Origin of the sequence: Hymenobacter sp. ISL-91, from assembly GCF_018613725.1 — a bacterium.
In the GTDB taxonomy this organism is placed as follows: Bacteria; Bacteroidota; Bacteroidia; order Cytophagales; family Hymenobacteraceae; genus Hymenobacter.
Genome location: NZ_JAGGPS010000014.1, coordinates 49,272 through 68,666 on the forward strand (window position 1 = coordinate 49,272; position 19,395 = coordinate 68,666).

General features: G+C 61.0%; 18 protein-coding genes. 7 read left to right on the forward strand and 11 right to left on the reverse strand.

Annotated elements, in window-relative coordinates; all coding sequences use genetic code 11:
• Positions 1-115: 115 nt before the first annotated feature.
• Positions 116-577, forward strand: coding sequence for a nuclear transport factor 2 family protein (locus J7E24_RS07460; protein ID WP_215136707.1), 462 nt, complete (start codon positions 116-118; stop codon positions 575-577).
• A 144-nt stretch (positions 578-721) separates the two neighbouring features.
• Here J7E24_RS07460 and J7E24_RS07465 read toward each other — a convergent pair whose 3' ends face one another.
• From J7E24_RS07465 to ispG, 4 genes are all read right to left on the reverse strand, one after another.
• Positions 722-895, reverse strand: a complete 174-nt coding sequence (locus J7E24_RS07465) for a hypothetical protein (protein WP_215136709.1) — start codon at positions 893-895, stop codon at positions 722-724.
• 279 nt (positions 896-1,174) lie between these two features.
• Entirely contained in the window at positions 1,175-1,366 is a 192-nt protein-coding gene (locus J7E24_RS07470; protein ID WP_215136711.1) for a hypothetical protein, read from the reverse strand.
• Between the two features lie 21 nt (positions 1,367-1,387).
• On the reverse strand, positions 1,388-1,687 hold the full coding sequence (locus tag J7E24_RS07475; protein WP_215136713.1) for a hypothetical protein: 300 nt from the start codon (positions 1,685-1,687) through the stop codon (positions 1,388-1,390).
• A gap of 471 nt (positions 1,688-2,158) precedes the next feature.
• Positions 2,159-4,228, reverse strand: a complete 2,070-nt coding sequence (gene ispG / locus J7E24_RS07480; protein ID WP_215136715.1) for a (E)-4-hydroxy-3-methylbut-2-enyl-diphosphate synthase — start codon at positions 4,226-4,228, stop codon at positions 2,159-2,161.
• A gap of 180 nt (positions 4,229-4,408) precedes the next feature.
• Here ispG and J7E24_RS07485 point away from each other — a divergent pair, with 180 nt between their 5' ends.
• A complete protein-coding gene (locus J7E24_RS07485; RefSeq protein WP_215136717.1) occupies positions 4,409-5,605 on the forward strand; it encodes a lactonase family protein in 1,197 nt (398 codons plus the stop codon).
• 54 nt (positions 5,606-5,659) lie between these two features.
• Here the strand turns inward: J7E24_RS07485 and J7E24_RS07490 are convergent, their stop codons facing one another.
• Complete coding sequence (locus J7E24_RS07490; RefSeq protein WP_251047084.1) at positions 5,660-6,316, reverse strand: NAD(P)H-binding protein; 657 nt, start codon at positions 6,314-6,316, stop codon at positions 5,660-5,662.
• Positions 6,317-6,424: 108 nt separating this feature from the next.
• Entirely contained in the window at positions 6,425-7,399 is a 975-nt protein-coding gene (locus J7E24_RS07495) for an NAD(P)H-quinone oxidoreductase (RefSeq protein WP_215136719.1), read from the reverse strand.
• Positions 7,400-7,534: 135 nt separating this feature from the next.
• Here J7E24_RS07495 and J7E24_RS07500 point away from each other — a divergent pair, with 135 nt between their 5' ends.
• The 3 genes from J7E24_RS07500 (at position 7,535) to J7E24_RS07510 (ending at position 9,104) form a co-directional block, all read left to right on the forward strand.
• A complete protein-coding gene (locus J7E24_RS07500; protein WP_215136721.1) occupies positions 7,535-8,035 on the forward strand; it encodes a hypothetical protein in 501 nt (166 codons plus the stop codon).
• A gap of 121 nt (positions 8,036-8,156) precedes the next feature.
• Positions 8,157-8,303 carry a hypothetical protein gene (locus tag J7E24_RS07505; RefSeq protein WP_215136723.1) on the forward strand — a complete coding sequence of 49 codons (147 nt, stop codon included), beginning with the start codon at positions 8,157-8,159 and terminating at the stop codon, positions 8,301-8,303.
• 378 nt (positions 8,304-8,681) lie between these two features.
• Entirely contained in the window at positions 8,682-9,104 is a 423-nt protein-coding gene (locus J7E24_RS07510; protein WP_215136725.1) for an STAS/SEC14 domain-containing protein, read from the forward strand.
• A 495-nt stretch (positions 9,105-9,599) separates the two neighbouring features.
• Here the strand turns inward: J7E24_RS07510 and J7E24_RS07515 are convergent, their stop codons facing one another.
• Positions 9,600-11,789 carry a glutamine synthetase III gene (locus J7E24_RS07515; protein WP_215136727.1) on the reverse strand — a complete coding sequence of 730 codons (2,190 nt, stop codon included), beginning with the start codon at positions 11,787-11,789 and terminating at the stop codon, positions 9,600-9,602.
• Positions 11,790-12,162: 373 nt separating this feature from the next.
• Here J7E24_RS07515 and J7E24_RS07520 point away from each other — a divergent pair, with 373 nt between their 5' ends.
• Positions 12,163-14,028, forward strand: coding sequence for an LTA synthase family protein (locus J7E24_RS07520; RefSeq protein ID WP_215136729.1), 1,866 nt, complete (start codon positions 12,163-12,165; stop codon positions 14,026-14,028).
• 26 nt (positions 14,029-14,054) lie between these two features.
• Here J7E24_RS07520 and J7E24_RS07525 read toward each other — a convergent pair whose 3' ends face one another.
• Positions 14,055-14,252 (reverse strand): hypothetical protein, encoded by a 198-nt coding sequence (locus J7E24_RS07525; protein WP_215136731.1) that lies wholly within the window; start codon positions 14,250-14,252, stop codon positions 14,055-14,057.
• A gap of 501 nt (positions 14,253-14,753) precedes the next feature.
• Here J7E24_RS07525 and mtaB point away from each other — a divergent pair.
• Positions 14,754-16,097 carry a tRNA (N(6)-L-threonylcarbamoyladenosine(37)-C(2))-methylthiotransferase MtaB gene (gene mtaB / locus J7E24_RS07530; RefSeq protein WP_215136733.1) on the forward strand — a complete coding sequence of 448 codons (1,344 nt, stop codon included), beginning with the start codon at positions 14,754-14,756 and terminating at the stop codon, positions 16,095-16,097.
• 32 nt (positions 16,098-16,129) lie between these two features.
• Here mtaB and J7E24_RS07535 read toward each other — a convergent pair whose 3' ends face one another.
• The 3 genes from J7E24_RS07535 to J7E24_RS07545 all read right to left on the reverse strand — a co-directional run bounded on the left by J7E24_RS07535 (position 16,130) and on the right by J7E24_RS07545 (position 19,366).
• The gene (locus J7E24_RS07535) at positions 16,130-16,999 is read right to left on the reverse strand and encodes a cyanophycinase (protein ID WP_215136735.1); all 870 of its coding nucleotides are present in this window, start codon (positions 16,997-16,999) and stop codon (positions 16,130-16,132) included.
• Between the two features lie 355 nt (positions 17,000-17,354).
• A complete protein-coding gene (locus tag J7E24_RS07540; protein WP_215136737.1) occupies positions 17,355-17,942 on the reverse strand; it encodes a hypothetical protein in 588 nt (195 codons plus the stop codon).
• Positions 17,943-18,127: 185 nt separating this feature from the next.
• A complete protein-coding gene (locus tag J7E24_RS07545) occupies positions 18,128-19,366 on the reverse strand; it encodes an ABC transporter permease (RefSeq protein ID WP_215136738.1) in 1,239 nt (412 codons plus the stop codon).
• Positions 19,367-19,395: the final 29 nt, after the last annotated feature.

The following is a 19,395-nucleotide window of genomic DNA, read 5'->3' on the forward strand; positions in this document are numbered from 1 at the left end:
GGAACCGCGGCAATCAGCCAAAAATAGCCGGCTTCGCGGTGGCAATGGTGCCAGGCCCTAATTTTATCAGACTACATTCGCTTCAGAGACGCTTATCCGCGCCGTTGCTCCGCCTATGAAACCCCTGCTTCTGTTGCCGCTGCTGCTGCTGAGCGCGCCGGCTGCCTTCGCCCAAACCCAGCCAAACGCCGAAACCGAAGCCGTACAGCAAACCGTTCGCCGGTTTTTTGAGGGCATGCGCCGCGGCGACAGTACCGCCGTGCGCGCCACGCTGGCCCCGGGAGCGATTTTCCATACGCTCGCCACCAAAAACGGCCAGACCCAGCTACGGCCCGAAAGCCCGTCGGGGTTTGTGAAGGCCGTGGGCACCCCGCATCCGCAGGTGTGGGATGAGCGCATCACGTTTGAGAAAGTGCTCATCGACGCCAACCTGGCCAGCGTCTGGACGCCCTACGAGTTTTACCTGGGCAGCACCTTCAGCCACTGCGGTTACAACTCGTTTCAGCTGGTAAAGCTGGCCGACGGCTGGCGCATCGCCCACGTCATCGACACGCGCCGCATGGAGAAGTGTAAGTAACAAAAGTCGGGGAGGTCGATGTAGGGGCGGGGCTTGCCCCCGCCCGCCGTTGGACGATTCCCGCTGAACGACTACCGTTACAGTGGCGCGCACGGCGGGCGGGGACAAGCCCCGCCCCTACGCCGTTCTTCGCAGCTTGGGCAGTTACCCGCTGGCCGCCGCCACCACGTCCGGCACTTCCAGCACTGGCCGCGCGAAGCCGCGCTGCGCTACGTGCAGCATGGCCTGCCCCAGCCCGGCCAGCGTAGAAGCGTAGCGAGGCGCCAGCCCCCGTAGCACCGGATACAGCCAGCCAAGGTACTTGTAATAGGAAAGCACGTGCTGCTGGCCGGGCGTGGGCTTCAGGAAGCCGGGCCGGAACAGGAAGGCCGCCCGAAACCCCAGCCCCAGCGAGCAATTGAGCTTGATAAAGAACTTGCGCGGGTCTTCGGCTTCCTCTTCCTAGAAGTAATCGTGAAACAGGTATCCTACCTGGGAATCCCGGATATCTAGCGCAATGGGGTCACCGGTTGAACCGGCTCCCACCAGCAGCAACCCGGCTTGCCAGGCCCGCTGGAAATCATCTTCCCAATCCAGTTTATTTTTCAGGCCGTTCACCTAGTCAAAATGCACCTCCCCGATTGACAGATCGGTATCGAAGGAAAACTCCGTCAAAAACTGCTGTACCTCTGCCGAAACGGCCCTCTGCTGCAGTAGGTCAGCGTTTTCGGGTCGCAGGCGCTCACGATGCTTCTGGACGTTGATACCAGCCGCCTCCAGTGCTGCCTGCATTTTTTGTATATCCGTCATAATCAATATGGGATTCGTAGTTCAATCACCCTGTGCCAGCAAGCCGCAATGCGCCTGCGCTGCCCGTTGGAGAAGCGCCGCAAACACTATACGCGTGCTTGGGTCCACGGCAGCTTTAGGCAGCTGGCTCATTTGCTGTTGTTTGCGGATAATCAACTCATTGCCCCAGCGGAATTTACCGTAGTAATCAAGCCACGATTCGATAATTCCGGCTGCTTGCAGTTCGATAATCGCCTCGTATTCCATACCGCCAAAACGCTCCAGCGTTAAGCCCTTGCTCGAAATGTTATGGCTATCTTGAATCAAGTAGAAATCCAGCATAGATATGCTTAGTTACAAGAAAAAAACTGGCGTTAAATAATGCGGGGCAATCGTAATGAACATTATCTACACACTAAATAATCAGATAAATTTTACATTAATCAACGTTGCAATGAGTGCAGGTATGATAGTTAAAATGATAGCAATTATCCCTCGTATAAGCCTAGGTATTCCGTGAATTTCTGAAGCTTTTCTTACTATTCTTCTATACTTTTTGTCGTAGATCCGATAAATAATGAAGTAAGAAATTAAACTTGGAATTAGTAGAATCGAAAGAAATAAAACTACCCCGATTTCTACATTGCTTTTGACAACACTTACTGCCAAAAGCACTAGATTAAGAAACAAAATCCCAACGCATAGTCCCATTGCACCGGCAGCCCGAGAAATACCATCAGACCATCTATTTCGATGTGCTGCGCAGTAGTACCAAGTAAAAATGATGTGCAGATATTGCATTAGAAATGCTCGTTACCCTGCTACCGGCTGCTCCAGAAACTCCTTTTCCACCCAGCGGCCGTCCTCGCGCATGAGGTCGATGAGCTGGTCGACGGCCTGGGCTTCGGGCACCGATTTCTTGATGACTTCCTGGCCGCGGTAGAGCGCGATTTTGCCCTTGCCCACGCCCACATAGCCGTAGTCGGCGTCGGCCATTTCGCCGGGGCCGTTCACGATGCAGCCCATGATACCGATTTTCACGCCCTTGAGGTGGTCGGTGCGCTGGCGAATCATGGCGGTGGTTTCCTGCAAATCGAACAGGGTGCGGCCGCAGCTGGGGCAGCTGATGTATTCGGTTTTGCTCATGCGCGTACGCGCCGCCTGCAGGATGCCGAAGCTGAGCTGGTTGAGTTCGTCGATGGTCGTCAGCCACTCCGCTTTGGGGCGCTCGGGCAGCAGCTCGGTGCTCAGCACCACGCCGTCGCCGAGGCCATCGAGCAGCAGGCCGCCCACGTCGGTGGCGGCGTAGAGCTGGGTTTGCTCGGGCGTGAGGGCCGGGTACTGGCGGTTGATGATGACCGGGTTGGGCACGTCGTGGTTCAGCAGCTCGAAGAATGCCCGCCGGATTTCGGGCATGGCGTGGGCGTTATCGGTGTAGAGAATAATAACGACCGTGGTATCGTCGCGCAGCTGCGCCAGCGTGGGCGGCGTGAGCGAGGCCAGGTTCTGAAACACGAAGTTCAGGGCGGGGTGGCGGACCCCGGCGGCGGCGTACTCGGCCTGGGTGAGCACGGGGTAGTGCTCGGGTCGCTGGCCGGCATCGAGCCAGGCGCTGTAGTCCACTAGTTCGCGCAGGCCGTTGGGCAGCATGAACGGCACCGGCTGCTGGCCCGAGTACAGGTAGTCGGCCCCCAAGTCACTCATCTGAAACTTGTCCAAAAACGCCGAATACAGGTGGCCGGCCGCCCGCAAATCGGCGTACTCCAGCCCCGGCAGCCGCGAAAAATCCACCACCACCCGCGGCACGTTCAGCCCCCCGAAGTTGAGCACCTCCCGCGTTACGCGGCGCTGGTACTGGAAGGGATTGATTGGGGAGCTGTCAGTTGTGGGGGGTTGGTTGTCAGTTGTCAGTTGCTCGTTGTCAATGCTGGTCTGCTGACTGACAACTGACAACTGACCACTAACAACTGGAGGAATAGGGCTGGCTTGTTCGGCGCGGTGGGTGTAGCGGTCAATCAGGGCGCGGGCTACCGGCGCTTCCGCTTCGGGGGCTTCGGTGAGGCTTACGCGCACGGTGTCGCCGAGGCCGTCTTCGAGCAGCGTGCCGATGCCCACGGCCGACTTGATGCGGCCGTCTTCGGCCTCGCCGGCTTCCGTTACGCCCAGGTGCAGCGGGTAAGGCTGCAGGCCTTCGGCGTCGAGCTTCTGCACCAGCAGACGGTAGGCCTGCACCATTACCTGGGTGTTGCTGGCCTTCATGCTCAGCACCACGTCGTAGTAGTTTTCCTCCTCGCAAAGGCGCAGAAACTCCAGCGCCGACTCCACCATGCCCAGCGGCGTATCGCCGTAGCGGCTCAGAATCCGGTCGGAAAGCGAGCCGTGGTTGGTGCCGATGCGCATAGCGGTGCCGTACTGCTTGCAGATTTGGACCAGCGGCCGGAACCGCTCGCGGATACGGTCTACCTCGGCGGCGTAGCTGCTGTCGGTGTACTCGATGAGGTCGAATTTCTTCTTGTCGGCGTAGTTGCCGGGGTTTACGCGCACTTTCTCCACGATGCGGGCGGCCAGCTCGGCGGCGTTGGGCGTGAAGTGGATGTCGGCAATCAGCGGCACGGTGCAGCCGCGCTTACGCAGCTCCTTTTTGATTTCGAGCAGGTTCTGGGCCTCCTTCACGCTGGGAGCCGTGATGCGCACATACTCGCAGCCGGCCTCCACCATGCGCAGCGTCTGCTCCACCGAGCCCATGGTATCCATGGTGTCCACGGTGGTCATGCTCTGCACCCGAATGGGGTTCAGGCCGCCCATGGGCAGGTCGCCGATTTTCACCTCGCGGCTCAGGCGGCGCTTATACTCGGTCAGGCTGGGGCAGTACGTCGTGTTCATAGGAGGAAAACCGGGGGCGGCGGGCGAAAGTTGCGCGGCTAGGCAAAGGTACACGCTGCCGGGCAGCGGCCAAGCGGCTGGCCGGGGCGGTTAGCCTGAGCAAACGCGCCGCTACCGCTGCCCTGCTGGCAACAGGATACTTATCTTGACCGCCGTTCAGCACTTTCTCCCTCCTGTTCTATGCGTTCTGCTGGTTTTTCGCGTCGTGGTTTCCTGCACCTTTTTGCCCTGGCGCTGGCCGGCCTGCCGCTGCTGGCAGGCTGCGGCGCGGGCCGCCTGCCCGCCGGCTCTCCAACCGATTACCTGCTGTATGTGGGCACTTACGCCGAAGCAGAGGCCGAAAGCATTTTCCTCTACCGCATGAGTGGCGAGGGGGCGCTAACCCGGCTACGGGCCGAAAAAGCAGGGCCCAATCCGTCGTTTATTGCCCTCGACTCCCGCCACCGGTATCTGTATGCTGCCAACGAGATGGGCCAGTTCGAAGGGGCCGCCAGCGGCTTCGTCAGCGCCTTTGGCGTCAATCAGCAAACGGGCCAGCTTACGGCCCTGGGGCGGCAGGCTTCGGGCGGGGCGGCCCCCTGCTACCTTAGCCTGAGCCCCGACAACCGGGCCGCGCTGGTTGCCAACTACACCGGCGGCAGCGTGGCCCTGCTGCCGCTGGCCCCCAACGGGCAACCGGGGCAGGCCGCGGCCACCCACGCGCACCAAGGCTCGGGCCCCAACCGGGAGCGGCAGGAAAAACCCCACGCCCACTGCATTATCCCCGATCCGGCCGGCCGGTTTGCTTTTGCCGTCGATTTGGGTAGTGACCAGGTGGTGGGCTACCGGCTCGATGCAGCCAAGGGCCAGCTGCTGCCGCTGGCCTCCCCAGCCTTTATAGCGCAACCCGGCGCGGGCCCGCGCCACCTCACCTTCCACCCCAACGGCCGCTGGGCCTACCTGGCCAACGAGCTGACCTCGACTGTTACCACCCTGCGCTACGATGCCGCAGCCGGTACCTTCACCGAAGTGCATACGCTGTCGGCGCTGCCGGCCGGCTTTGCCGCGCCCAACACCGCCGCCGATATTCATGTGGCCCCCAACGGCCGGTTTGTGTACAGCTCCAACCGCGGCCACAACAGCCTGGCCGTGTTTGGGGTAGCCCCTGATACCGGCCGCCTGACGCTGCTGCAAACTGTGAGCACCCGGGGCCAGACGCCCCGCAACTTCGCCCTCAGCCCCGACGGCCGCCTGCTGCTGGTCGCCAACCAGAACTCCAACTCCCTCGTCACGTTTCGCGTCGATACCCAAACCGGCCTGCTCACAGCCACCGGCCACACGGCCACGGTGCCCAAACCGGTTTCTCTGCAGCTAGTGCCCGATTTTATGGCCCGCTGAGCGGGGCGAGCCGAAGCCGGAAGGTCCACTTTAATCCACCGGCTGGCCGTGGGGTTACGCCTTTCCGGCCCGGCTGAATACTTCTTCCAGTGTATCCGTCTGTACGCCCGGAGTTTCATCGAGGGCGGCGTGGCGCATGGCGCGGGCCACGGTGCGGCCATGGATGGGCCGGTAGCTGCGCAGTAGCGGCATCATGCTGGCGGCCGTAGCCAGCCAGAGGCCCACTTTTTCGGCGGGCCGGGTTTCAGCCCGCGGCCCAGCCAGAATACCGGGCTGAATGATGCGAATACGCTGAAAAGGCAGCCGTTTAACATCACGCTCCAGCTCACCCTTCATGCGGTTATAAAACAGCAGCGACTCGGCATCGGCCCCGGTCGAAGATACCAGCACATAGGCGGGTACCCCGTTTTCGGCCGCCGCCTGAGCAGCCTGGTACTGGTAGCTGTAATCGACCTGATACTGGGCCTGCTGGCTGCCGGCCTGGGCCAGGGTGGTACCGAGGCTCGAAAACAGCACATCGCCCTGCAGCAGGTGGTTCCAGGTGCGAGGCTGGTCGAAATCAACTGTGTGCTCTTCGAGCCGCGGATTCTGATAGCCGGTAGGCCGACGGGTAAAAACTTTGATGTGCTGCCACTGCTCATCGGCGAGAAGCTGCCGCAACAGGTAGCTGCCCACGAGACCAGTGGCCCCAATCAGAAGTGCGGTATTCATATGAAATGATGGTTTGAAAAACAGACGGCTGGCCAAGCTCAACCGTAACCAGGCAGAAGACTAACGGCGGCAAGACCCTTTTGTTGGTTGAAAGTTTCGGAAGTGGCGCTAGTGCACCAGCAGCACTATTTTTCCGATGTGGCGGCTGCTTTCCATCAGCCGGTGCGCTTCGGCGGCCTCGGCCAGCGGAAAGGTGCGCTCGATAACCGGGCGCAGGCGGCCGGCCGCGACTACCGGCCACACGCAACGCTCCACCTCGCGGGCCAGCGCCGCCTTAAATTCGGCCGAGCGGGGCCGCAGCGTACTGCCCGTAATGGTCAGGCGGCGGCGCATCAGGTCGAGGGCGTTGAATTCGGCTTTGGCCCCCTGCATGGCATTGATGAACACCAGCCGGCCATCATCGCGCAGCAGGCGCAGGTTTTTGGGCGTGTAGTCGCCGCCCACCATGTCCAGAATCACGTCGGCCCCGCCGGCAGCAGCCACCACGGTTTCAAAATCCTCTTCCTTGTAATTGATAACCTTACTGGCTCCGAGACGGGCCACGGCGGCGCACTTTTCGGCCGAGCCGGCGGTGGCTATTACCTGGCTGCCCAGGGCGTGGGCCAACTGCACTGCCAGCACGCCAATGCCGCTGCTGCCGCCGTGTACCAACAGGGTTTCGCCGGGCAGTAGCCCCCCACGCTGAAACACGTTGTGCCACACGGTAAAGGCCGTTTCGGGCAGGCTGGCGGCCTCCGCAAGGCTCAGTCCGGCCGGAACGGGCAGGCAGTGGCCGGCCTCTACCACCGCATATTCGGCGTAGCCACCCTGACCCAGCAGGGCACACACGGCATTGCCGGGCTGCCAGTGAGTTACGCCCGCACCACACTCCTCCACGTGGCCGGCCACTTCGAGGCCCGGCACCAGGCCGGCCACCTCGTCGGCCCCGGCATATTTGCCCTGCCGCATCAGCACATCGGGCCGGTTAACGCCGGCGGCGGCCACCCGCAGCAGCACCTGGCCGGGGCCGGGCACGGGGCGGAGGCGGGTTTGCAGCTCCAGGCATTCGGGGCCGCCGGCTTGTTTAATCACAATGGCGTTCATGGCAATAAGCTAAAGTAGGGCCGGCAACCGTGGGCCAGCCAGAGCGTAAGCTGAACTTTACGCAGAAACCGCGCCTTTGGGTACCGTTGGGCTTGCTGCGCCCGACCAGCTCCTCGGCCGATTTTCCTACTATCCATGAAAAATCCCTTGCATCTTCCTCCGTTTCTGCGCGCAGTAGGCCAAACGGGCCGGCTGGCGGCTTGGCAAACCGGCCTGCTGTTCCGCAAAGCGGCCCGCTCGGCCCTCGATGCGGTACAGGACGTGTTGCGGGCCGAAGTAGTAAAGGGCAATGGCGAGCTGGTGCGCGACTTTCTGGTGGGCAAGGCCCTGCCGATGGCCCGTGCGCTGCTGCTCGAACGCATGGCCGCCCGGCTGCTGCTGCGGCTGGGCCTGCGCGGGGCGCTGGCTTCGAGTGTAGTGGGCTGGGTGCTGCCGCTGGTTGTCGAGCAGCTGCTGAAAGCCGGCCGCAGCTCGGGTCTGTTCGAAAAAGTAGGCCAGCATGCCACCGTGCAGGACACGCTCCGGCGCCTCGATGCGCTGCGGGAAGCCACCTGGAAACGCCTTGCGCCCGACCACGGCAGCAGCGCCGAAGTATTGCCCGACGACCACGAGCCGCTCGCCCGGATTTCTTCCTGAAACGGCCTTAAACCCCATTGCGGGGCATATAATTCCGTAGACAAATTTTATTTATTTTTTACCTTTTCCAGTGTTCGACAGGAAATCCAAACCTCAAAACCGGGTCGTAAGTGGGCCCGATATGAAGAAAGAGACACCCGCATCAACAGGCCACGCCACCCCGCTTCCGCCCGCCTGCGTAGCCCTGCGCGACTTATACCGCACCGCGCGGCACCTGCCTTCCACCGACCCTTATACCCCTGCCCGCCTGGCCCGCATTGCCGACTAGGCCGACTACCTGCTCGATACCTGGCCCGCCGAGCAGTGGCCGGCCGCCCTGCACTCGGGCCAGCCGCTGCCAGCCCGCGCTGTACTACTGGCCTGGGTGGCGGTGGCCCGCCGCGACATTGGCCACGCCGGCACCGCTGCCGGCACCCGCTGGCCCTACCCGCAGTGGCAGCGCATCACTACTACCCTGCTGGCCGCGCTGGCCCCCTTTGCCTGAACCAGCCGGCCGGCTCTTTCCCGGCTGCCGAAGCTACTTTTATTCCTTCGGACTAAGCATCAACCCCTAAGCTGCGGGGGTAGCGGGTAGTATTTGGCAAACTGCTACTATTTCCGCATTTTTGAGTGATTCACCCCACTCTGTGGTTCCGCTATCCGCTCCATGATGCAAGAACTTACCAATGGCTTCGGCAAAGTATACCTGACCATTGCCTATGAGCCAGCCAATGAGTGGGTGTACAACAACTGGGTAGGTTACCAAACCTATGCAGGCATAGTAGCCGGGGCCAATGCCTGCCTGGCTCCCCTGCTTGCTCATGCCTGCCCCTACCTGCTCAACGACAACCGCGAGGTTATCGGCCCCTGGGACCATGCCGTGGAGTGGATTGTAACCGATTGGGCCCCGCGGGCTCTGGCCCAGGGCCTTACGCACTTCGCCCACGTGGTCAGCCCCGAGGCGCTGGCGGCTATTTCGGCCGAGGCCATGCACATAGGTTTCGGCGGCCGGCTCGAAATGAAGATGTTCGGCGATATAGACGAGGCGAAAGCCTGGCTGCGGCAGGCCCAGCGGGCAGTGGAGGCATAGGCGTAGGCTGAAAGAAACAACGAGCCATACAAGCCGCCGACCGTGCCCGGCAGGTGACAGAAACGACCAAAACAGGCGGATTCTGAAAAACCACGCACGTCATGGGGTCAGGGTCAAGAGCAGTACTTTAACCTACGTTGCGAAGGGCATCAGCACGACGTAGGGGCGGGGGTAAGCCCCGCCCGCCATTACAACGAACTTGCCGGGGCCTCCAATGGTCGTTCAACGCTTCGTGCGAATGGCGGGGGTAAGCCCCGCCCCTACGTCGTGCTTCGCTACTTGCGTTATCTGTTCTCATCTAACGCGGTCAACAGTCTGCCGCCCCACTTACCGGCTGAGTGGCGTGCAGACGACGCCCGTAATGATGCTCCAGACAGGTAGCAGCAATTTTCAGCCTGGGCCACAAAAAAAGCCGCATCCCCCGGATGCGGCCTTTCTAAGATCGGGGCGCGGAGAAAAATTCCCACCCAACTCCGGCCCGACTCTGACCCGGGCTTAGTGCAGGAACAACAGTTCGCGGTACTTTACCAGGGGCCAGTCCTCATCGTCCACCATCAGCTCCAGCTTGTCGGCCGAGCGGCGAATGGTGTCGAAATGCACTTTTACCGTGTCGCAATAGGCCAGCGCCTGCTCGCGGGTGTCGGTTATCTTGTTGGCCGCTTTGCGGGCGTTAATCATTTCGGCCACCTGGGTTTTGATGATGGATACGTGGCGGGAAATGGATTTAATGGTGTCGAGCGTGCCGTTGGTATACTCGTCGTCGAGGCCCAGCTCGCGCAGGCCGCGCACGTTGTTTACCAGCTTGGTCTGGTAGGCCAGGGCCGTGGGCACGATGTGGTTGATGGCCAAATCGCCCATCACCCGGCCTTCAATCTGGATTTTCTTGACATAATCTTCCAGCACAATTTCGTGGCGGGCGTGTAGCTCGACGGGCGAATATATGTGGTGGCGCGCAAACAACGCGGCCGACTCGGGCGTGACAATGGCGTCGAGGGCCTGGGGCGTGGTGGGCAGGTTGCTCAGGCCACGGGCCGCGGCTTCCTCCTTCCACTCATCCGAGTAGCCATTGCCCTCGAAACGGATGGCCTTGGAGCTGATGACGTACTCGCGCAGCACCTCCACAATGGCCACCTCCTTCTTGCGGCCGTCGGCAATGAGCTTGTCTACTGCCTGCTTGAACTCGACAAGCTGGTCGGCTACGATGGTGTTGAGCGTGGTGACGGCCGACGAGCTGTTGGCCGACGAGCCCACGGCCCGGAACTCGAACTTGTTGCCGGTGAAGGCAAAAGGCGAGGTGCGGTTGCGGTCGGTGTTGTCGAGCAGGATGGCCGGAATTTTATCGATGCCGAGCTTGAGGTAGATGTTGTCGCCCTTGTCGAGCGGCAGCTTGGCCGTGCGCTCCAGCTCATTCATCACCGAGTCGAGCATCGAACCCACAAACACCGACATGATGGCCGGCGGAGCCTCGTTGGCCCCCAGGCGGTGGTCGTTGCTGGCCGAGGCAATGCTGGCGCGCAGCAGATCGGCGTGGCGGTGCACGGCCTTGATGGTGGTGATAAAGAACACCAGAAACTGCAGGGTTTCCTTGGGCCGGCGGCCGGGCGCGAGCAGGTTCACGCCGGTATCGGTGCTCAGGGCCCAGTTGTTGTGCTTGCCCGAGCCGTTTACACCGGCAAACGGCTTCTCGTGCAGCAGCACTTTGAAGTTGTGCTTGTCGGCTACGCGGGCCATCACGTCCATCAGCAGCTGGTTGTGGTCGACGGCGAGGTTGGCCTCCTCGAAGGTGGGGGCGCACTCAAACTGGTGGGGGGCCACCTCGTTGTGGCGGGTGCGCAGCGGAATGCCGAGCTTGTTGGCCTCCTCCTCGTACTCGAGCATGTAGGCGTGCACCCGGGCCGGAATCGAGCCGAAATAGTGGTCGTCGAGCTGCTGGCCCTTGGCCGAGGAGTGCCCGAACAGCGTCCGGCCGGTCATCATCAGGTCGGGCCGGGCCGTATAGAGGGCCTTGTCAACCAAAAAGTACTCCTGCTCGATGCCCAGCGTGGTCGTTACGCGGGCCACGTCCTTATCGAAGTAGTGGCACACGTCGAGGGCAGCCTTTTCGAGCACATCGAGCGACTTAAGCAACGGGGCCTTGTAGTCGAGCGCCTCGCCGGTGTAAGCCACAAAAATGGTAGGGATGCACAGCGTTTTGGCCCCGCCGGTTTCAATGATGAAGGCGGGCGACGTGGGGTCCCAGGCCGTGTAGCCACGGGCCTCGAAGGTGTTGCGGATGCCGCCGTTGGGGAAGCTGGAAGCGTCGGGCTCCTGCTGCACCAGGGCCGAGCCCTTGAAGTTTTCGATGGGCCGGCCGTCGGAATTGAGGTCGAAAAACGAGTCGTGCTTCTCGGCCGTGGCACCCGTCAGGGGCTGAAACCAGTGGGTGTAGTGGGTAGCACCCTTGGCCATGGCCCAGGTTTTCATGGCCGAAGCCACGGCGTCGGCCACGTTGCGCTCTACGGGCGTGCCGTGCTTGATGGCGCCCTGCAGCTTCTTGAAGTACTCGCCGGGCATGTTGGCCCGCATGGCCTCCAGGTTGAACACGTTGCGGCCGAAGCTGTCGGAGCGCCGTTCGCCGGTATTAACGACGGCCAGCGGCTGGCGCTGGAAAACTTGCTCAAGGGCTTTGAAGCGGAGGATTGCCATGGGGAAAATGAAATACGCAGAAGAAAGTGCAGGCAGCAGTGCCTATCGATGGGGTCAAATATACGAATCAACTATAAAATACATCTATACCCCCTTATTTTACACCCTTATTTTCGGTATAATTTAGTTTTCATCAGCCTACCCCTATCATTTCACCCCCCCCTATTCAATATGTAGATAGTGGATAGCAACTCGACGTAGAGGCGGGGCTTGTCCCCGCCCGCCGTTCAACGATTCAGAACCGGACCGTTTGACCATTCAGAACCGGACTGTTCAACGGCAGGCGGGGGCAAGCCCCGCCCCTACGCTGTTCTTTGCAGCCTATGCTTGGCAGCGTGGAGCATCCGGGGCCGGGGGGCGTATCTTTACGGGCGTGAAAAGCCGCTTTGCGTTTCAGCCGCGCTACTTTGTTTTCTGGCTGCTGTATTTCGGGTTGGTCCGGGCCCTGTTTCTGGCCTATTACCTGCCGCGTACCGGGGCGCTGCCGGCCGGCACGGTGCCGCGCATCTTCGCCCACGCGTTGCGGCTCGATGCCTCGGCAACGGCCTATCTGTGCCTGCTGCCGTTTCTGCTGTTTGTGGTGGGCAGTCTGGCCGGACCGCGCTTCGGGCTGGGGCGCGTATTACGCGGGCTCACGATGGTGCTGGTGGCGCTGGTGGCGCTGCTCACGGTGGCCGATCTGGCGCTGTATGGCCCCTGGGGCTTCCGGCTCGATGCCACGCCGCTGCAGTACCTGCGCACGCCGGGCGAAGCGGCGGCTTCGGCCACGCCGGGTTTGCTGGGGCTGGGGCTGGGTTTGTGGCTGGCGCTGCTGGGCGCAGGCTGGGGGCTATATAAAGGAGTGGTGGGCCGCCTGCCCGAACTGCCGGCGGGCTTCGGCCGGGGCCGGGCGGCGCTGGCGGGGCTGCTATACCTGGTGCTGCTGGTGGTACCGTTGCGCGGGGGCCTGCAGCAGATTCCCATCAACCAAGGCGACGTGTACTTCTCGCAGGCGCCCTTTGCCAACCACGCGGCCATCAATGTGCCCTGGAACGTGCTCAACTCGCTGCGGCTGCAAACCAGCACCCGCAACCCCTACCAGTTCCTGCCCGACACCACCGCCGCCCGCCTCACCGCCAGCCTCTACCAACCCGGCGGCCCCGATACGGTCCGGCTGCTGCGCCCCGGCCTGCCAAAGCCCAACGTGCTGTTCATTATTCTGGAGAGCTTTACGGGTAAGCTGGTGGGCCACCTGGGAGGCGAGCGGGGCGTAACGCCCACGCTCGACAGCCTGAGCCGCACCGGCGTGGCCTTCCGCAACGTGTTTGCGGCTGGCGACCGGAGCCAGAAGGGCCTCGTGGCGCTGCTCTCGGGCTACCCCAACCAGCCGGCCACCAGCATTATCAAGTACCCGCGCAAAACCGAGCAGCTGCCCCACTTGGCGCGGGTGTTGCGCGAGCAGGGCTACAGCACGGCCTATTACCATGGCGGCGAGCTGGCTTTTGCCAACATGAAAAGCTACCTCGTGACAGCGGGCTACCAACGCTTCACCGAGCGGGCCGATTTCGCGCGCCAGGACCAAAATGCCAAGTGGGGCGCCCACGACCACGTGCTGCTGAACCGGATGCTGCAGGAGTTGCCCCGGCAGCCCCAGCCGTTCTTCGTCACGGCCTTCACCCTGAGCTCCCACGAGCCCTTCGACGTGCCCATGCGCCCCCGGTTTGCGGGCTCCGACGAGGCCAGCCGCTTCCGCAACTCCATGTATTACACCGACCATGTGCTGGGCCAGTTCCTGCAGCAGGCCCGCCGGCAGCCCTGGTGGGCCAACACGCTGGTGGTGCTGGTAGCCGACCACGGCCACCCCCAGCCCGACGACTCGCCCGTGCACGACTCGGCCAAGTTCCGCATCCCGCTGCTGCTGACTGGCGGCGCGCTGGCCCCCACCGCCCAGGGTCGGCAGGTGCCCACCTACGGCTCGCAAACCGACGTGGCCGCCACGCTGCTGCACCAGCTGAACCTGCCCACCACCACCTTCCCCTGGAGCCGCGACCTGCTGGCCCCCGCCCCCCCCGCCTGGCCCGGCGGCGCCGCCTTCTACTCCTTCACCGACGGCTTCGGCGTAGCGACGCCCGCCGGCACCGTCACCTACGACAACGTGGCCCGCCGCATCATCGAGCGCGATTCGGCCGTTACGGCGCGGCAACTGCGCTTCGGGCAGGCGTATGAGCAGGTGTCGTTTGGAGATTTCCTGGGGAAGTGAGGGGATAGCTGGGGTGTAGCTTAGCGTTAAATGGCAAAAGATTCTATTTTTGGCTGGCGTACCTCCTGAGCTACTGAACCTGAACAGGATAGTTTGCTTTCAAACGAAAAAGGGAGCAATAAAATGTTTGTATGAAAAATACACTTCCCTTTGTTTTTGTTTTTATGATTGCTTCTTGCGATAAAGACAGAAAACATCACTGCATATTTCTTGAAAATAGTCATATTGAAAAGGAGATACAAGATTATATGGATAGAAGCAACAAATCAAAAAAAGGGTTATATTATATATCGTGTGAGCAATTAGACGATTCCTGTCAATTTGAGATGTCATCTATAGTATTCAAATCACAGTTTGATGATTTAAAGCCTTGTTCATTGCTAAAAATGAACAATAATTTTGTTTTAATCAAATGCGGGAAACGTGATAATTCAAGCCATATATATCACAAGATCAAATCGAGCTTATTAATCAATAATAAGGAAACGATATCCATTGATTTTAATGGTGATACTATTATTCATCATACTGATTTACTATACAATCCGGAAGTATTGCATCTTAAATACAAAAACTAACAAGCAATATATTCGCAATAAATAATATACAATAAGGCTCTTTATCACATAGGCCAATCAAAAGTAGCTCTTATTACTCTTATCCTCCAAGCCTGCCACCGCACACCGAAAGCTTGCCGCTTCCACCGTATCTTTGCGGCCTTGCTTATGGATATGGAAACCAGGAAAGTTGCCTTTTACACGCTGGGCTGCAAGCTCAACTTCTCTGAGACGTCGGCCATCGGGCGGCAGTTTGAGGAGGCGGGCTTCGTGAAAACCGCCTTCGAGGACGCGGCCGACATCTACGTTATCAATACCTGCTCCGTCACCGACCACGCCGACCGCAAGTGCCGGAAGGTGGTGAAGGAGGCGCTCAAGCACAACCCCGAGGCCTTCGTGGCCATTGTGGGCTGCTACGCCCAGCTCAAGCCCCGGGAGATTTCCGAGATTCCCGGCGTGCACGCCGTGCTGGGCGCCGCCGAGAAATTCCAGCTCGTCGAAACGCTGGCCGGCTTTAAGCGGCCCGCCGCCGGCGAGCCCGGCCGGGTGTTTGCCTCGCCCATTTCGGAAGCCACCGAGTTCCACGCCGCCCACTCCTACGGCGACAGGACCCGCACGTTCCTCAAGGTGCAGGACGGCTGCGACTACTCCTGCTCGTTCTGCACGATTCCGCTGGCCCGTGGAGCCAGCCGCTCGGGCTCGGTGCAGAGCGTGGTGGAGCGCGTGCAGAAGCTGGCCGAAACCGGCGTGAAGGAAATCGTGCTCACCGGCGTTAACCTCGGCGACTTTGGCCTGCAGGGCCCGGAGCGCGAGCGGCGCGAGAATTTCTACGACCTCGTGCGGGCGCTGGATGAGGTGGAGGGCATTGCCCGGTTCCGCATCAGCTCCTGCGAGCCTAACCTGCTCTCCGACGAGATTATCCGCTTCGTAGCCCAGTCGAAGCGGTTTATGCCGCACTTTCATATCCCGCTGCAGTCGGGCTCGAACAAGCTGCTGGGGCTGATGCGCCGTCGCTACCGCCGCGAGCTGTACCAGGAGCGCGTGGCCCTCATCAAGCAGGTGATGCCCCACGCCTGCATCGGCGTCGACGTAATCGTGGGCTTCCCCGGCGAAACGGAGGCCGATTTCCTGGAAACCTACCAGTTCCTGAATGAGCTCGATGTGAGCTACCTGCACGTATTTCCGTATTCGGAGCGGGCCAATACGCTGGCGCCCACCCTGCCCGGCCGGGTGCAGGACCGCCACCGCCACGAGCGCACCACTCAGCTGCGCGGCCTTTCGGAGAAAAAGAAGCGCTTTTTCTATGAGCAGCACGCGGGCCTCGAAACCCAGGTGCTGTTCGAAGACGACGTAACCAACGGCCAGATGGAGGGCTTCACGCCCAACTACATTCGGGTAGTGGCCAAATACGACCCGCTGCTGGTGGGCGAGCTGAAGCCCCTGCGCCTGACGACCGTAACGCCTCAAAACCTGATGGAAGCCGAAGAAATGGGCGTGGCAGTGGCTTTCTAACCAGCCAGCTAGCTGCTTACGGCTTTTTAAGGTCAGGCCGGCTGCTGGGGTGGCTTTTCGAGCGGGGGCTTACCCGGATTGAAGCCGGGCAACGTGAAGCGCTGCCCGCTGGCCAGCAAGTGTAGGCGCAGGTTGCGGATGGAAAAACCTTCGCCCGGCTGCACCTCATAAATAGTATTATCGGTGCAGTCGTGGCCATCGAGCAGCACGGCAATACCGTGGCCCACCACTTCCAGCTCGCCGCCTTTGGTTACCAGCACAGCCGTGTCTTCTTCCAGCCCCAGGCCAATGCAGCCGGGGTTGGTGGAGATAATCTGGGCCATGCGCACGATGCGGCCGCGGGCAATAAAGTGAGTATCAACGGCAACGTCGCGTAGCAGCTGCAAACCCGTCGTGATGTGGATTTCATCTTTGAGGAAGCCGGCGTCGTTGCGGCCCTGGTAAATCATGGGCGTGCTCATGGCCGTAGCGCCGGCGCTGGTGCCTGCAATTACAAAAGGCTCGCGCAGATAACGCTCATTCAGGCACTTGAGCACCAGCGTACCGCCCAGCAACGCCGTGAGCCGTAGCTGGTCGCCCCCTGTCAACATCACGCCATCGGCCCGGTTTAGCATTTCCAGGGCCTCGGCGCTGTTTGCCTGCTCGCGGCTCTGGATATCGAGCACCTCAACGTGCCTGATGCCCAGGCTGGCAAACAGCTTCACATAGTCCTGGGCGGCTTCCGTAGACTCCTGCGAGGCGGTGGGAACCACGACTACCGTATCTTTTTTGGGCAGCTCGCTGACGAACCGCTCCAGAATAAAGTCCGGCGACTGTTCAGGCGGGATACCGCCCTTGTCACGTTGTTCGTGGCCGCCAATAAGCAGCAGCTTGCCTTTGGGAATGGGGGATGAATTGGGCATGAGGCAGGTATAAGTAAGTAAGCCAGCTACCCTTTTCGGCAGCACGGCGGCTCAACCGGAGAACAGGACTCGGCCGCAGGAGCCTGCTCTTTTACGTTGCCAAAACAGTTCTGTGGCGCTAGAAATACGGGTTTTACCTTCGGCAAATGCGTATTAGAGGCTGGGGCTGGCAACATGATACCAGCAGCGGCGCGCTGCCGGATGCCCGGTTTCGCGTTGCGGTGTGCCTGTGCCAGCCGACACCAAGGCAAACAAAGCCCCCGCGCCAGCATGGGGTTGGGGGCTTTGGGTATAGAAAATACTACTACACAAGCTACAATACGCGGCGCGCTGCCATAGCAACCAACCTGGGCCTTTACGACAACTGCCGCTGCATAAGGTCCATCATCTGCTGCATCATGCGCTGCTGGTCCTGCAGGTGCTGGTTGCGCATTTCGGCCATAGCCAGCTGGTGCGCCATTTGCTGGGTGTAGAGGGCCGTTTGCCAGCTGGTGTCTGGTGCGGACGGGGCAACGGCTGCCGGCGCGGGCTGGGGCGCAGCAACAGGAGGGGTGGGCGCCTCAACGGGAGGCACCAACGCTTCAACAGGAGTCGGGGCAACCGGGGCAGGAGCAGCTACCGCCGCTACCAAAGGCGCTGGTTCTGCTGGCGCTGCTGTTGCTGGGGCTGATGCAGCAACTGGCGTGGCGGCTGATGCGGCGGCGGGCTCCGGGCGCGGCTGGGGGGCAACACGTTCCAGGGGCGCCGGGGCCGGAGCTATGGCCCCAACTTCCGCAGTGGCGGCCTCGGTTTCAACGGTTAGCATGGGTTCCCGGCCTTCCAGCAGCCAGTCTTTCGATACATTTGGGTAGACTTCAAACACCTTGCACAGCAAATCAAACCCAGGCTTATTCCGCTCGTCTACAAGGTGCTGAATAACCGTTGCCGTCTTTTCCAGCGACATAGCAAAGGCGTTTTTCGATAACCCCAAATGGTTTATCAGTTGTGTAAAACGCTGCCCTACCGTTGTTTGCGTTGCCATGCCAGAGTATGCTTGTTGAATGACGCTGCAATATACCACCAAATGAATAAGCCGGCTGCCTTCCGAAGAAAACAGCCGGCTTATCCCTATTTAATCATACCTCGCTCCTACTCGAAGCGCAGGCTCTCGATGGGGTCGAGTGCGGCGGCTTTGCTGGCCGGGTAGTAGCCCGAGGCCAGGCCCACCGTTACGCAGATAGCCAGCCCTACGCTCATCCAGAGCCAGGGAACGATAAAGCCCCCGCTGCCCACCAGCAGCGCCACGGCATTGCCGATACCCACGCCCAGCAGGATGCCCAACGAGCCACCCAGCACGCAAATCACAATGGCCTCGATGAGGAATTGCTGGCGGATGAGCAGGGCCGTGGCTCCCATGGCCTTGCGCACGCCTATTTCGCGGGTGCGCTCAGTTACCGACACCATCATGATGTTCATCAGGGCAATGCTGGCCCCGAGCAGGGTGATGAAGCCCACCAGGAAGCCGCCGATGCGCAGGTTGCCCGATAGAGCATCGAGCTTGCCGGCCAGCGAGTCGGAGCGCTCCACCTCGAAGCTGTCGGGCTGGCCCAGCTCGTCGCGGCGCACGGCGCGCATAATACCGGTGGCCTCGCCCGTCAGGTAGTTGAGTTGGCTGGCGTCGGTAGTGGCCGTTTTCACGTCGTAGGTGAGGGCGCGCTGGCGGGGCAGCTGGTTGCCGGTTTCCAGCGGCACGAGCATGAGCCGGTCGGCCCCGCCCCCACCCATGCTGCTGCCGCTCTTTTCCAGCTCGCCTACCACCTGAAACCGCCGCCCCAGCATGTACACATACTTGCCTACCGGGCTTTGCGCAGGAAACAGCTTATCCTTAATTTCAGAGCCCACAATCACTACGTTGGCTCCGTTGTCGAGCTCGGTGGGCGAAAAGCCGCGGCCGGCCTTCAGGCCGTAGCTCTGGATGAGCAGGTAGTTTTCGTCGCCGGCTACCACCTGCATATTGGGGTTGGTTTTCTCGCCGTTGGCCTTCACTTCGGTGGCGCCGGCCACAAAGGCCGAAATGCCCACCTTAGCCTCGTCGCCGAGCTGCTCCTTGTACTGGCGGGCCTGCAGGTAGTCGATGGCCGGGTAGGTTTTGGCCTGCACCCCGCCCCGTCGGCCCCGGTTGTTGTAGCCCTTGGCCTTGATTTCGAAGGAGTTGGCCCCCAGGCTGGCGAAAGTCGAGTTGAGCGAAGCTTTGATGGCATCGATGGCCGTGAGGATGCCCACCAGCGACATAATGCCGATGCTGACAATAAGGGCCGTGAGAATGGTGCGCAGCAGGTTGCTGCCAATGGAACGAAATGCCTCTTTGATGTTTTCCAGCAGGTGCATTGTTTCTGGGCTGTTGGCTGTTGGCTTTC